We start from the raw sequence: 14861 nt of genomic DNA, 5'->3' as shown, positions 1-14861 counted from the left end.
GTAAACATCCGTAACAGTTCCGTGCTCTACTAGCGCCAAGTCAAAAAACAGCCGGTCATCCGGCTGTCATCTCGCTTTGATGCGACCCTTATTGGGTCCGGCCCATGTCGCCGGACCGGCTTGACCCGACCGAGATCTTTTCCATGCCAGGAACCGCAGCGCCCGGCCGGCGACGCACGTCCGTGCCCGCTCCGGCCACGCACACCCGCTCAGCCACCGATCCCGACCTCAGCGCGACACTCCATGCCGCCGGTACGCCTTCCGTGGCCGGCACCGCCGGGACGGACACCGCCCGCGATCGCGTCCTCCGGCTCGGCTGGCGCGTCTGGCTGCTGGTTGCCGCGCTGGTCTGCGCGTACACGCTGCCGGGCGTGCTCGGCCACGATCCGTGGAAGCAGGACGAAACCTATACGTTCGGCATCATCCAGCACATGCTCGAGACGGGCGACTTCGTCGTACCGACCAACGCGGGCCAGCCGTTCATGGAAAAGCCGCCGCTCTACGCGTGGGTCGCGACGAGCCTCGCGTGGCTGTTGCAGCGGGTGATGCCGCTGCACGACGCGGCACGGCTCGCGAGCGCGCTGTTCGCGGCGCTCGCGTTCGGCTTCATCGCACGCGCGGCGCGCAGTGCCAGCCGGGCCGACAGTTGGCTCGACCTGCGCGTGATCGGCCCTGTCGTGCTGAGCGCGAGCACGCTCGTCGTCGTCAAGCACGTGCACGACATGATGACCGACGTCGCGCTGTTCGCGGGCACCGCGATGGGCTTCTGCGGCCTGCTCGAGCTCGTGATGCAGCACGTCGCGCGGGCGCGCCAGATGCGGCACGGGCTGCCGGTGCGGCCGTCCGGCCGCTGGGCCGCGCCGATCTTCGGCGCGGGCGTCGGCATCGCGCTGATGGCAAAGGGCCTGTTCGTGCCGCTCGTGTTCGCGGCCACGCTCACGGGCGCGCTGGTGCTCTACCCCGCGTGCCGTACGCGTGCGTTCGCGCGCTCGCTCGGCGTCGCCGCGCTGGTGTTCGCACCGTTCGCGCTCATCTGGCCGACCGCGCTGTTCCTGCGTTCCGAGACGCTGTTCATGACCTGGTTCTGGGACAACAACGTCGGCCGCTTCTTCGGTTTCTCGGTGCCGGAACTCGGCGCGGAAAACGACAAGCCGTTCTTCATCCTGCGTGCGTTCCTGCTGCTCGGCTTCCCGGTCGCGCCGCTCGCGATCGTCGCGCTGGCGCGCGGCGCATGGCGCGACTGGCGCACGCCGCGCATCGCGCTGCCCGTCCTGTTCGCCGGGGTTGGCCTCGCGGTGCTGCAAGTGTCCGCGACCTCGCGCCAGCTCTACATCCTGCCGTTCTTCGCGCCGCTCGCGCTGGTTGCCGCGCAGGCGATCGAGCGCCTGCCGCGCGGGCTGCATCTCGCGTGGGATTACGTGAGTCGTCTGCTGTTCGGCACCGTCGTCGCGCTTGCGTGGGGAATCTGGGCGGTGATGGCCGATCCGGGTGCATCGCGTGCTGACCTCGCGCCGCTCGGCCGATGGCTGCCGCTCGACTGGACGATGCCGATCGTGCCCGGGTTCGTGATCGGCGCGCTCGTGCTGACGGTCGGCTGGCTGTGGCTGCTGCCGAAGCTGCGCACGACCGGCCTGTGGCGCGGCGCGCTGTCGTGGGGCGCGGGCGCGCTGGTCGCGTGGGGTCTCGTGTATACGCTGTTGCTGCCTTGGCTCGACGTCGCGAAGAGTTACCGGTCGGTGTTCGACGACCTGAATGCGCATCTCGCGCTCGAATGGAGCGACGGCGACTGCATGGCGAGCCTGCACGGGCTCGGCGAATCGGAAGCGCCGATGCTGTACTACTTCTCCGGTATCCAGCACACGCCGATCGACGACGCGAAGACGACCCGCTGCACGTGGATGATCGTCCAGGGCGTGCGGGCAGTCGATCCGGCGCCGGGCAGCGAGTGGAAGCTGTTCTGGACCGGCGCCCGCCCGGGCGACGACGAGGAACTGCTGCGCGTCTACGTGCGCACCCCCGAAGAGCACGAAACGCAGTGATGCAAGGCGGCGCCGCGAAACGGCGCCGTCGTCATTTCCGGAAGGCCGGCCAAGCGGCGCTCGAGCGCGCTTTCACGCGCGCCGCCCCACCACCCCGCACGTCAGAACGACGAGCCCGGCTCGCGCAGGAATGCCGTCTCCGCATCGGTCGACGTACGGCCGAGAATCGCGTTCCGGTGCGGAAAACGGCCGAAGCGCTCGACCACGGCCGCATGACGCAACGCGAAGTCGTGATAGCTCTCGCACCCGGCCTCGCCGCGAATGCCCGCGCACAGGCGCACGGCCTCGCGCTGGCTCTCGTCCGATTCGTCATGTTCGAACGGCAGGTACGCAAACGCGCAGTGATGGCCGCTCGGCAATCGCGCGTCCCACCCGGCCGCGACGACGCGCCGCGCGAGCGCCAGCGCCTTCGGATCGGCGGCGAACGCACGGGGCGTGCCGCGATGAATGTTGCGCGAAAACTGGTCGAGCACCACGATCAGCGCGAGCGCGCCGAGCGGCGTGTCGGCCCAGCGATCGTGGGCGCCGTCGCACGCGGCGTCGAGCAACGCGCCATAGCGCGTCCGCAGCACATCGTCGAACGCCGCACCGCCGTTGAACCACACCTTGCGCGCGTGGCCGAACTCGACCGAACCCGGCTCGCCGAACCAGAAATCGAGAATCTCGCGCGCTTGCGGATCGAGCGCCGCGGCACTGTCCGTCAGGTTGTCGATCGTCATGCAAACTCCAGTACGAGGCGCCGAGTCCGCGCGCTCTTCTTTTCAAGTTTGGCGACCCGCAGGTCGCCGATTTCCGACGTATTGCGCACATGCGTGCCGCCGCACGGCTGCAGATCGACGCCTTCGATGCGCAGCAGCCGCACGCGGCCCAGCCCCATCGGCGGCTTCACGCTCATCGTGCGCACGAGGTCGGGCCGCTCGGCCATCTCGGCGTCGGTGATCCATTCGGTCGTGACCGCATGCGCGCCGTGGACCAGCGCCGCGAGACGGCGCTCGACGTCGACGCGATCGATCGCGTCCGACGTCGCGAAATCGAGCCGTACGTAGTCGGCTGTCACGCTGCAGCCGTCGACCGGATACGGCAGCACCGCGCACATCAGGTGCGCGGCCGTATGCAGCCGCATGTGCCGGTAGCGGCGCAGCCAGTCGATGTCCGCGATCACGCGCGCGCCGGGTGCGAGCGCCGCGACGCGCGCTTCCTGGCCCGTCGCGGGCACGTGCACGGCGTCGTCGGGCGTTGCGCCGTCGAACTTCGCCTTGCGCGTGTCGGCGATCGTGATCGCGCTGCCGTCAGGCAGCGTCAGCGTGCCGCTGTCGCCGGCCTGCCCGCCGCCAAGCGGATAGAACACGGTGCGGTCGAGCCGGATGCCGTCATCGCCAATGGCCGCGACGACGGCCTCGCATTGCGTCAGATAGGCATCTTCGCGAAACAGTGCGTGGGTCGTCATCGGGCGAGCCTCGTATCGTTGGGAAAGCGGACAGTGTCGCGCCGCGCCGGCCAGGCGCCCAGACGCAGATCGTCCGGCGTACGGACAGCGGCGTACCGGTCGATCAACCGGGCCGGTTGCGCATCCAGTCGGCCGTGTCGTAGAACGAATGCATGAGCCGTTCACGCAGCGGCTCGGCCAACCCGATGTCCTCCATCGCCCACGCCATGCAGCGCAGCCACTGATCGCGCTCGACCGACGCGATCGGGAACGGCAGGTGCCGCGCGCGCAGCCGCGGGTGGCCGAACCGGCTGATGTAGTGATCCGGGCCGCCGAGCCAGCCGCACAGGAACCAGAACAGCTTGTCGCGCGATCCGTCGAGCGACGCCGGATGCAGCGCGCGAATCTCCGCGAACTCGGGCTCGAGGTCCATCAGGTCGTAAAAGCGATCCACCATTTCACGCACGCGGGCTTCGCCGCCCACGAGCTCGAACGCCGTCGGTTGCGACGGCGCCTCATCATTCACATCGGTCATACGGATAATCGGAAACGGGATAGTCGGGGCCGCCGGCGACGCTCAGGCGTCGCGCAGCGACTGCAGCGCCGGGCGCCGCAACACATTATGCAGGCTCAGCCAGCCGGCCGCACCGGCACACGCGACGCCGGCCGCGATGCCGGCCGGCACGAGCCACGGATCGACGGCAAGCCGGAAGTCGAACACGCGCGACGCGAGCACCCAGCCGACCGCGATCGCACCGGCCGACGCCAGCGCGCCGGCCAGCGCACCGACGACGATGAATTCCGCGCGCTGCACCGCATTGATTTGCGCGCGCGACGCGCCGAGCGCGCGCAGCAGCGCGGCCTCGCGCACGCGCTCGTCGCGCGAGCCGGCGAGCGCCGTGTACAGCACGAGCACGCCCGCCGCGAGCGTGAACGCAAACAGGAACTGCACCGCGCCGACCACCTGCAGCATCATCCGCTGCAACTGGGCGAGGATCGGTGCAACGTCGATCGCGGTCAGGTTCGGGTAGCGCGCGATCAGCGGATCGAGCAGCGCCGCCTGCGAGGCCGGCAGGTGGAAGCTCGTCACGTAGACGGCCGGAAAATCCTTCAGCACGGGCGGCGGCATCAGCACGAAAAAGTTGACGCGGAACGAGCCCCAGTCGAGCTTGCGCACGCTGGTGATCGGCGCATCGACCGTCAGCCCCGTCACGTCGAAGCGCAGCGTGTCGCCCGGCTTCGCGTTCAGCGTCTTCGCGAGCCCGGCCTCGATCGAGATCTGCGGGCTGGCCGAACGGCCGAACCAGTCGCCTTCGACGATCCGGTTGTCGGACGGCAGCTCGGTCGTATACGACAGGTTGAACTCGCGGTCGACGAGCCGGCGCGCCTCGTCCGACGGATACGCATCCGGGTTCACCGGCTTGCCGTTGATCGCGACGAGCCGGCCGCGCACCATCGGCGCCGGCACCGCGTCGCGTACGCCGTGCGCGGCGAGCCATGCCGCGACGTCGTCGCGCTGGTCGGGCTGGATGTCGATCAGGAACTGGTTCGGCGCATCGGGCGGCGTCGACTGCCGCCAGCCGGCGACGAGGTCGTTGCGCGTGATCGCGATCAGCAGCAGGCACATCAGGCCCAGCGCGAGCGCGGTGATCTGCAGCGCGCTGGCCGTGCCGCGCCGGTGCAGCGACGCGAGCGCGTAGCGCCAGCCGACGCCTGCGGCCACGCGCGCATCGCGCACCGCGCGCGCCGCCGCATACAGCGCGAGCCGTGCGATCAGCGAGAAACCGACCAGGGCGCCCGCGAACCCGCCCGCGACGATCAGCCCGAGCTTCAGATTGCCCGCCGCGACGATCAACAGCCCCGCGAACAGCACGACGCCGAGCGCGTACAAGGCCCAGGCCGTGCGCGACGCGTCGCCCCAGTCGCGCCGCAGCACGCGCACCGGCGGCACGCGGGTGAGCGGCGCGAGCGGCGGCAGCGCGAAGCCGAGCAGCAGCACGAGCGCGGCGCCGATCCCGACGAGCGCGGGCCAAGGCGTGGGCGGCGGGAGCACCACGTCGATCAGGCTGCCGAGCGCCGCGAGAAGCGCCCAGTGGCCGCCGTAGCCGAGCACCGCGCCGGCGACGCCCGAGACGATGCCGATGCCGGCGAATTCGAGCGTGAACAGCGCGCCGAGCGTGCGGCGGCTCACGCCGAGGCAGCGCATCGTCGCGCAGCCGTCCAGATGGCGCCGCATGTAGCGCTGCGCGGCCATCGCGATCGCGACCGCCGCGAGCAGCGCGGTCAGGAGCGCGACGAGCGTCAGGAAATGGCGCGCGCGATCGAGCGTCTGGCGCACCTGCGGCTGGCCTTCCTGCAACGATTCGAGACCGACGCCGCGCAGCTTGCCGCCGTCGACGCGCCCGTGCGCGTAAGCCTCGAAGCGCGCGACGGCCGGTGTGTCGCCGGCCACGAGCAGCCGGTACGTGACGCGGCTGCCGTAACCGGTGAGCCCCGTCGCGGCGAGCTCGTCCGCGCGCATCATCAGCCGCGGCGAGAAATTGACGAACGAGAAACCGCGATCGAGTTCGCGGGAGATCGACGCGGCGACCGTGAACGTGCGCAGCCCGACGCGCACGGTGTCCCCCGCCTTCAGATGCAATGCGTCGAGCAGCGCGGGATCGGCCCACACGGTACCGGGCGCGGGGATCGCGGTCGCCTTGTGCGCGGCGCTCGCGCCGGCCGGCACGATCTCGACCGCGCCGCGCAGCGGGTACCCGGGCGATACGGCCTTCACGGCCGCGAGGCGCGCGGGCGCCGCGTCGCTCGCCTGCCCGCCGGCGGCCGATGCGATCATGCTCGGGAAGATCGCGGTCGTCGCGGTGCGCAGCCCGAGCGCGCGCGCCTCGCGGTCGAACGACGGATCGACGGGATGGTCGGCGCGCACGACGAAATCGGCGCCGAGCATCTGGCGCGCGTCGCGCTCGAGCCCCTGACGCAGCCGGTCGGCGAGGAAGCCGACGCTCGTCAGCGCGGCGACCGCGAGCACCAGCGCCAGCACGAGCAGCGTCAGTTCGCCGGCGCGCCAGTCGCGCGCGGTCATCCGCGCGGCCTGGCGGATCAGGTCGTGCCAGCCGAAGCGGCCGGCATGGCCGGGCCGCCCGGCCGGCGACGGGTCAGCGTGCTGCCGCTCGACGGGGGACGGCGCCTTCAATCGCGCTTGCCCCCGATCGAGTTGAGCCGCGACACCATGTGGTTCGCCATCCCGCGAAAGCCGCCCGACACGCCGCGCCACAGGCGCGGCAGCGCCCAGGCCGACGCCGCGATGAACGCCGCGAGCAGGACGAGAAACGCGAGCGGAACGAAGAATGCGAGTGCGAGGCCGCCGAACACGAGGCCGTCCTCGGTGGACGACGCGACCCAGTTCGAGATCGGCTCGGGAGACAGGTTGATCAGCGCGCGCGTGCCGGCCTTCGCGACGTGGGCGGCACCGGCGAGCGAACCGCCAGCCAGCCCGGCGACCGCGAGCACGGTCGGGTCGGCATGGCCGAGCGCACCGGCGGCCAGCACCGCGCCGGCCGGAATGCGGATGAAGGTGTGCACCGCGTCCCACAGCGAATCGAACGCGGGAATCTTGTCGGCAAGGAATTCGGTGACGGCGAGCACGGCGGCGGCGCCGATGACCCACGGCGACGTCAGGACCGCGAGCGTGTCCGGCAGATGGAGCCAGCCGACCCGCGCGAGCACGCCGGCGATCAGCACCGTCAGGTAAAGGCGCAGCCCGCTCGCCCACGCGAGCCCCGCGCCGAGCGAAATGGCTTCGATCATGGCCCTCTCCTTGCACTTTTCCGTGCGCTTTGCCGATTGATCGGATCGAGCCGGTACGACCGGCCGCGCGGCGCGTGGCGACCGGCGCCGCTGCCGAGCGCGGCGCGGCGACATTCAGGCCCGAATGCGTTCCATTATAGACAGGCTGGCACGAGGGCCGGCGCAATTCCGCAGTGCGTCACGGCCGGGCACCGGCGCCGGCCGGCGCCCGGCGCGGCGGCGTCAGGCGGCCGACGACAGCTTCAGGCCGACCAGCCCGAGCACGATCAGCGACGCGCTCGCGACGCGGGCGGCGGTGAGCGCCTCGCCCATCATCACGATCCCGAACACGAACGCGCCGACCGCGCCGATGCCCGTCCACACCGCATACGCGGTGCCGAGCGGCAACTGGCGCATCGCGACCGCGAGCAGCCCGAAGCTGGCAAGCGCCGTCACGATCGTAAACACCGACGGTCCGAGCTTCGTGAAACCCTCGGACGATTTCATGCCGGCCGCCCAGGCCACTTCCAGCAAACCGGCAATCAACAACAATACCCACGCCATCTCGACGTACTCCGGATCGGATGGGGCCGTCCCCGTTGAAGCGAATGACCCGGGGTCGTCCCCGGGCGGCGCCGAGTATAACAAGAGGCTTACGGGGCATGCCGGATGCACCGGTGCCGGGCGCGAACGGAGATCGGGCCGACGCCTGGCGCGGCCACGCCCGCCCTGCCGCGTCCGGCCTCAGTTCGACACGCGCTTGGCGCCGCCACCGCCGATGCAGCGGTCGTCGCGGTACAACGCCCATTCGTCGCACACGCGGCCGTCCTTGAACACGCACATGCCGACCTGCCCGCTCGGCAGGTTGCGGATCACGTGGCGGCCGCCGAGCTTTTCGCAATTGACCGACGCGGGATTGGCGAGCGCCTGCTGCGGCGCCGAAGGCTGCTGCCCGGGCGGCAGCGGCTGCGCGAACGCGCCGGACGCGGCAAGCGCCAGCGCACTGATGACGACGAGACGGACGGACATGGCACGCTCCTCGGTTTCGTTCGCGGAACGGTCAGCATAGCGGGGAATCCGTGGCCGGTGTGCACGGCCGGCGCATGCGGCGGCAATGTCGCGCCGATGCAACTTCACCGGCGCGACGGCCTTGCATTCAGATCACGTCACGCGGCATGCCGCGGCCGTCACGCAGCGCCGACGAGCCGATAGCCGACACCCGTCTCGGTGACGATGTGCTCGGGCTGCGCGGGATCGCGCTCGAGCTTCTGGCGCAGGTGCGCCATGTAGATCCGCAGATAGTGATGGCTCTCGACGTGCGACGGCCCCCAGACGTCCCGCAACAGTTGACGGTGCGTGAGCACGCGCCCCGCATGCCGCACGAGCGTCGCGAGCAGCCGGTATTCGAGCGGCGTCAGGTGCACGATCTCGCCGTCGCGCCACACCTGGCGCAGCGCGAGATCGACGGTCACGCCGCCGAAGCCCACCTTCGGCGATTCGTTCGCGCCGCCCTGGTTGCGCCGGCGCAGTTGCGCACGGATCCGCGCGCGCAGCTCGGACACGCCGAACGGCTTGGTCAGGTAGTCGTCGGCGCCCGCGTCGAGCGCGGCGACCTTCTCCTCTTCCTGCGTGCGCGCGGACAGCACGATCACCGGCACCTCGGACCAGCCGCGCAGCTCGCGGATCACGTCGAGGCCGTCGGTGTCGGGCAGGCCGAGATCGACGATCACGAGATCGGGCTTGCGGGTCGCCGCGTCGATCAGCCCCTGCTTGCCCGTCTCCGCCTCGAACACGGCGATGTCCTCCTCTTCGAGCGCGGCGCGCACGAAGCGGCGGATCTGTTTCTCGTCCTCGATCAGGACGACGGTCAGGCTCGGTTCACTCATGGTCTGGCAATGGCTCGGAGGGGGACGATGCGCCGGGCACGTCGATTTCGTCGTCGGGTACGGCAGGCACGGCCGGCGGCGTGTCGACCGGCAGCGTGAACCAGAAGCGCGCGCCCGTCACGCGGCCGTCGGGCGCGGTACGGTTGAGCGCGCCGATTTTACCGCCGTGCGCCTCGACTATCGCGCGGCAGATCGCGAGGCCGAGCCCGATGCCCGGCGTCGCCGATTCCTTCTCGCCGCGCGTGAACTTGTCGAAGATCCGCGTTTCCATGCCGGCCGGCAGGCCCGGGCCGTGATCGTCGACGTGCACGCGCACGAACGGCTGGCCGTCGTCGGTCACGCGCTCGGCGCCGATCTCGATCGACGTATCGGGCGGCGTGTACTTCGCCGCGTTCTCGAACAGGTTGGTGAACAGCCGCTCCATCAGCACCGCGTCCATCTGCAGGAGCGGCAGGTCGGCCGGCAGCGCCACGCGCGCGGGATGCCGCGCGAGCACCCGCTTGCACGCGGCGAGCGCGGCGCCGACGGTTTCCTCGAGCAGCGACCACTGGCGCTTGAGCTGCAGGCTGCCGGCCTGCAGCCGCGCCATGTCGAGCAGGTTCGTGACGATGCCCGTCATCCGCAGCGCCTCGTCGTGGATCGCATCGACCAGCTCGCCCTCGCGCTGCGCGAAGCGCTCGGCCGCCGCGGCGTCGCCGTCCTGCGCGGCCGCGCGTCCGTTCGCGAGCATCGACGAAAAACCGACGATCGTCGTGAGCGGCGTGCGCAGGTCGTGCGAGATCGCCGACAGCAGCGAGTTGCGCAGCCGCTCGGACTCCATGTTGACGAGCGCGTCGCGCGCGATCTCGACGTAGTGCACGCGCTCGAGCGCGAGCGCGATCTGCGCGGCGAACGCATCGAGCATCCGCAACTGCTCGGGCACCTCGAGCTCCCGCGGGTCGCGCGACGCGACCGCGAGCACGCCGCGCGTGCGCATCGGCGCCTTCAGCGGCAGGTACAGCGCGGCGGTCGCGGGCAGCGTGTCGGTGCCGCGGCCGGCCGGCTTCTGCTGGTCGTACACCCACTGGCCGACGTCGCTGTCGAGATCCGCGCCCGTCAGCGTGACGACCGCATCGGGCTCCTCGATCTTCTGCCGCACCTGGTCCGCGCTGTCGGGCAGCAGGAACGCCACGCGCGCGCGGAACACCTCGCCCACGTGGCGGCTGCCGATCTCGACGATCTGCTCGGTCGTCAACGCCGCGCCGAGTTCACGCGCCATCGCGTAGATCGCGCCGGTGCGGCGCTCGCGACGCTGCGCGATGCTCGCCTGGCGCGTCAGCGTCGACGTCAGGTGGCTGATCACGAGCGACGTCAGCAGCATCCCGAAGAAGGTCAGCAGGTACTGCGTGTCGCTGACCGAAAACGACATGCGCGGCGGCACGAAGAAGAAATCGAACGCAGCGACCGACAGGAACGACTGCAGCACGCCCGGGCCGCGGCCGAGCCGCACGGCCGAAAACACGACGCCGAGCAGGTACAGCATCACGAGGTTCGTCAGGTCGAGCCGCTCGGACACGATGCTCGCGACGCCGGTGATCGCCGCGCAGATCGCGGCCGCGTACAGGTAGTGGCGCGGCGGCGAACGCCGCATGCCGAATTGCGCGAACGTGTCGCGCCAGTCGCGCGCGCGCGCGTCGAGCGGCGTCGCGCGCACTTCGTCGCTCGCCGACGCACGGATCAGCATCAGGTCGACATCGCCCGCGCGCTCGGCGAGCTTTTCGCCGAACGGCCGCGCGAAGCGGCGCGCGAGCCCGACCTTCGGCGAGCCGCCCGCGACGAGCTTCGACACGTTGCGCACCTTCGCGTAGCCGATCAGCGCGGCGACCGCGTCGTCGCCGGCGAGCGTGGCCGTCTCCGCGCCGAGCTCGGCCGCGAGTTTCAGCGCGTCGAGCGTGCGCTGCCGCCGCGCGTCGGGCAGCCGCTGCAGGCGCGGCGTCTCCACGTAGACGGCGATCCAGTCGGCCTTCAGGCTCGCGGCGAGCCGCGCGGCGGCGCGCACGAGCGTCGGCGCCTCGGGCCCCGGCCCGACGCACACGAGCAGCCGCTCGCGCGCCTGCCAGATGCGCTGGATCGAACGGTCGGCGCGGTATTCGCGCATCTGCGCGTCGACGCGGTCGGCCGTGCGCCGCAACGCCAGTTCGCGCAGCGCGATCAGGTTGCCCTTGCGGAAGAAGTTGCGCACCGCGCGCTCGGCCTGCTGCGCGAGATAGACCTTGCCGTCGCGCATCCGCGCGAGCAGTTCCTCGGCCGGCAGGTCGACCAGCGTGACCTCGTCGGCCGCGTCGAACACGCGATCGGGCACGGTCTCCCACACGCGGATGCCGGTGATCGCGCCGACCACGTCGTTCAGGCTTTCGAGATGCTGGACGTTGACCGTGGTGTACACGTCGATGCCCGCGTCGAGCAGTTCGTAGACGTCCTGCCAGCGCTTCAGGTGACGCGCGCCCTGCACGTTCGAATGCGCGAGCTCGTCGACGAGGATCAGTTGCGGCGCACGCGCGAGCGCGCCGTCGAGATCGAATTCGGCGAGCGTGCGGCCGCGATAGTCGATGCGCGCGAGCGGCAGCACGTCGAGGCCGTCGAGCAGCGCGGCGGTTTCGCTGCGGCCGTGGGTCTCGACGATGCCGACGACGACGTCGACACCATCCTGCTTGCGCTGGCGCGCGGCCTGCAGCATCGCGTAGGTCTTGCCGACGCCCGCGGACGCGCCGAAGAAGATCTTGAGCTGGCCGCGCCGCTGCTTTTCTTCGTCGCGCTGCAGCTTGTCGAGGAGTTGGTCGGGATCGGGGCGGTTCATGCGTCGGGAAGGCGAAGCGCGGGATTGCGAACGAGTACCGTCATTGTTGTTCCAAATCGCCGCAAAAGGCAAAGACGGCGCATGCGCCGTCGGAAAGGCGCGTCCGGCGCGGATCGGGCCGCGCCGGACGCCGGTTGTCGCACACGCTCAGTGCGCGGCCTGCGCCGCGTCGAGCGCGAGGTTCAGCTTCAGCACGTTCACGCGCGGCTCGCCGAGCACGCCGAACTGGCGGCCGCCCGTGTTCGCGGCGACGAGCTGCGCGACCGCATCGGCCGTCAGGTTGCGCGCCTTCGCGACCCGCTCGACCTGGTACGCGGCGGCGGCCGGCGTGATCTCCGGATCGAGGCCGCTCGCCGACGCCGTCACGAGGTCGACGGGCACGGGCTTCGACATGTCGGTGCCCGCGTCGCGCAGCGCGGCGATGCGCGCCTTCACCTGGTCGGCGAGCGACGGGTTCAGCGGGCCGAGGTTCGAGCCGCCGGAGCCCGTCGCGTTGTACGGCATCGGCGACGTGGCCGACAGCCGGCCCCAGAAATACTTCGGCGCATCGAACGGCTGGCCGATCAGCGCGGAGCCGACCGCCTTGCCGTCCTTCTCGATCAGGCTACCGTTCGCCTGCGACGGGAACACTGCCTGGCCGAACACGGTCATCACGGCCGGGTAGGCGAGCCCCGTCACGACGGTCAGTACGACGAAGATGACGACGAGCGGGCGAATCAACGATTTCATGATGGTTCTTCCTTCAGGTACGGCGCATCAGGCCCAGCCGAGCGCGGCGAGCGTCATGTCGATCAGCTTGATGAACGGGAACGGCAGCAGCACGCCGCCGAGGCCGTACACCAGCAGGTTGCGGCGCAGCAGCGACGCGGCGCCGAGCGGCCGGTAGGTGACGCCCTTCAGCGCGAGCGGGATCAGCGCGACGATGATCAGCGCGTTGAAGATCACCGCCGACAGGATCGCCGACGCCGGCGACGTCAGATGCATGATGTCGAGCACGCGCAGCTGCGGGTACGTCGTCACGAACGCGGCCGGGATGATCGCGAAGTATTTCGCGATGTCGTTCGCGATCGAGAAGGTCGTCAGCGAGCCGCGCGTCATCAGCATCTGCTTGCCGATCTCGACGATCTCGATCAGCTTCGTCGGGTTCGAGTCGAGGTCGACCATGTTGCCGGCTTCCTTCGCCGCCTGCGTGCCGGTGTTCATCGCCACCGCCACGTCGGCCTGCGCGAGCGCCGGCGCGTCGTTGGTGCCGTCGCCCGTCATCGCGACGAGACGCCCCGCCGCCTGGTGCTCGCGGATCGTCGCGAGCTTGGTTTCCGGCGTCGCTTCCGCGAGGAAATCGTCGACGCCCGCTTCCGCCGCGATCGCCGCGGCGGTGAGCCGGTTGTCGCCCGTCACCATCACGGTCTTGATGCCCATCTTGCGCAGCTCCGCGAAGCGCTCCTTGATGCCGCCCTTCACGATGTCCTTCAGCTCGATCACGCCGAGCACGCGCGCCGCGCCGTCATGCAGGTCGGCCACGACGAGCGGCGTGCTGCCGCGGCGCGCGACGTCGTCGACCGCGCGGCGCACTTCGTCCGGAAAGCGGCTGCCGTGCGTCTCGACGTAGCGGCGGATCGCATCGGCCGCGCCCTTGCGGATTTCACGGCCGGGCAGATCGACGCCGCTCATCCGCGTCTGCGCGGAGAAGCCGAGGAACGTCGCATGCAGTTGCGCCATGTCGCGCTGGCGGATGTTGAAGCGTTCCTTCGCGAGCACGACGATGCTGCGGCCCTCCGGCGTTTCGTCGGCGAGCGACGACAGCTGCGCGGCGTCGGCCAGCGCTTCCTCGGTCACGCCCGGCGCGGGCACGAACATCGACGCCTGGCGGTTGCCGAGCGTGATCGTGCCGGTCTTGTCGAGCAGCAGCACGTCGACGTCGCCGGCCGCTTCCACCGCGCGGCCCGACGTCGCGATCACGTTCGCCTGCATCATCCGGCTCATCCCGGCCACGCCGATCGCGGACAGCAGCCCGCCGATCGTCGTCGGGATCAGGCACACGAGCAGCGCGACGAGCACGGTGATCGTCACCACGTGCCCGGCCTTCATCGCGTCGACCGCGAACATCGAGAACGGCAGCAGCGTCGCGGTCGCGAGCAGCATCACGATCGTCAGCGCGACGAGCAGGATCGTCAGCGCGACCTCGTTCGGCGTCTTCTTGCGCTTCGCGCCTTCGACCATCGCGATCATCCGGTCGAGGAACGCCTCGCCCGGGTTCGCCGTGACCTTCACGACGATCCAGTCGGACAGCACGCGCGTGCCGCCCGTCACCGACGAGAAGTCGCCGCCGGATTCGCGGATCACCGGCGCGGATTCGCCGGTGATCGCGGATTCGTCGACCGATGCGACGCCCTCGACGACTTCGCCGTCGGCCGGGATCACGTCGCCGGCCTCGACCAGCACGACGTCGCCCTTGCGCAGGTCGGACGCGGTCATGATCCGGATCGGCGACTTCGGATGCGGCTCGTTGAGCTTCTTCGCCATCACGTCCTTCTTCGCGCTGCGCAGCGATGCGGCCTGCGCCTTCGAGCGCCCTTCGGCGAGCGCTTCGGCGAAGTTCGCGAACAGCACCGTGAACCACAGCCACAGCGCGATCGCGAGGATGAAGCCCGCCGGCGCCTCGGCCTGGCCGACGAGCGCCGCGATCCACAGGATCGTGGTCAGGATGCTGCCGACGTACACGCAGAACATCACCGGGTTGCGGAACTGCGTGCGCGGCGTGAGTTTCTTGAACGAATCCACGATCGCCGGACGCAGCAGCGCCGGATCGAACATGGACCGTGTTGCGGAATGTTGAGTCATTGCGATCTCTTCAATCTCTTCAGTCTTTGCAGGGTGTCGCCATGCGG

General features: G+C 70.4%; 12 protein-coding genes. 1 reads left to right on the top strand and 11 read right to left on the bottom strand.

The features are described 5' to 3' along the window. The first annotated feature begins 143 nt into the window (after positions 1-143). Complete coding sequence (locus tag ACV22V_RS26680) at positions 144-2039, top strand: ArnT family glycosyltransferase (protein ID WP_448016016.1); 1896 nt, start codon at positions 144-146, stop codon at positions 2037-2039. Between the two features lie 101 nt (positions 2040-2140). Here the strand turns inward: ACV22V_RS26680 and ACV22V_RS26675 are convergent, their stop codons facing one another. The 11 genes from ACV22V_RS26675 to kdpB all read right to left on the bottom strand — a co-directional run bounded on the left by ACV22V_RS26675 (position 2141) and on the right by kdpB (position 14814). Then, positions 2141-2758, bottom strand: a complete 618-nt coding sequence (locus tag ACV22V_RS26675) for a DUF924 family protein (RefSeq protein ID WP_448016015.1) — start codon at positions 2756-2758, stop codon at positions 2141-2143. Then, complete coding sequence (locus ACV22V_RS26670) at positions 2755-3486, bottom strand: alanyl-tRNA editing protein (RefSeq protein WP_059689391.1); 732 nt, start codon at positions 3484-3486, stop codon at positions 2755-2757. The genes ACV22V_RS26675 and ACV22V_RS26670 overlap by 4 nt, the downstream gene beginning before the upstream one ends. A gap of 103 nt (positions 3487-3589) precedes the next feature. After that, positions 3590-4000: a group II truncated hemoglobin gene (locus ACV22V_RS26665; RefSeq protein ID WP_059533253.1), complete on the bottom strand. Its 411-nt coding sequence runs from the start codon at positions 3998-4000 to the stop codon at positions 3590-3592. 42 nt (positions 4001-4042) lie between these two features. After that, complete coding sequence (locus ACV22V_RS26660) at positions 4043-6547, bottom strand: ABC transporter permease (RefSeq protein WP_448016027.1); 2505 nt, start codon at positions 6545-6547, stop codon at positions 4043-4045. A gap of 107 nt (positions 6548-6654) precedes the next feature. Continuing rightward, positions 6655-7272 carry a DUF4126 domain-containing protein gene (locus ACV22V_RS26655; RefSeq protein WP_040144699.1) on the bottom strand — a complete coding sequence of 206 codons (618 nt, stop codon included), beginning with the start codon at positions 7270-7272 and terminating at the stop codon, positions 6655-6657. Positions 7273-7494: 222 nt separating this feature from the next. After that, positions 7495-7815 carry a quaternary ammonium compound efflux SMR transporter SugE gene (gene sugE / locus ACV22V_RS26650; protein WP_059533257.1) on the bottom strand — a complete coding sequence of 107 codons (321 nt, stop codon included), beginning with the start codon at positions 7813-7815 and terminating at the stop codon, positions 7495-7497. A gap of 180 nt (positions 7816-7995) precedes the next feature. Next, a complete protein-coding gene (locus ACV22V_RS26645; RefSeq protein ID WP_059533259.1) occupies positions 7996-8280 on the bottom strand; it encodes a putative hemolysin in 285 nt (94 codons plus the stop codon). A gap of 158 nt (positions 8281-8438) precedes the next feature. Beyond that, a complete protein-coding gene (kdpE, locus tag ACV22V_RS26640; protein WP_059533261.1) occupies positions 8439-9137 on the bottom strand; it encodes a two-component system response regulator KdpE in 699 nt (232 codons plus the stop codon). Continuing rightward, positions 9130-11973 carry a sensor histidine kinase gene (locus tag ACV22V_RS26635; protein WP_059533263.1) on the bottom strand — a complete coding sequence of 948 codons (2844 nt, stop codon included), beginning with the start codon at positions 11971-11973 and terminating at the stop codon, positions 9130-9132. The genes kdpE and ACV22V_RS26635 overlap by 8 nt, the downstream gene beginning before the upstream one ends. A 147-nt stretch (positions 11974-12120) precedes the next feature. Further along, complete coding sequence (gene kdpC / locus ACV22V_RS26630; RefSeq protein ID WP_448016014.1) at positions 12121-12702, bottom strand: potassium-transporting ATPase subunit KdpC; 582 nt, start codon at positions 12700-12702, stop codon at positions 12121-12123. Positions 12703-12729: 27 nt separating this feature from the next. Further along, the gene (gene kdpB / locus ACV22V_RS26625; protein WP_059533267.1) at positions 12730-14814 is read right to left on the bottom strand and encodes a potassium-transporting ATPase subunit KdpB; all 2085 of its coding nucleotides are present in this window, start codon (positions 14812-14814) and stop codon (positions 12730-12732) included. Between the last annotated feature and the right edge of the window lie 47 nt (positions 14815-14861).

The organism is Burkholderia sp. AW33-5, from assembly GCF_053427615.1.
Note: the sequence above shows the minus strand (reverse complement) of the source record. Positions and strands in the feature narration are given on the sequence as shown.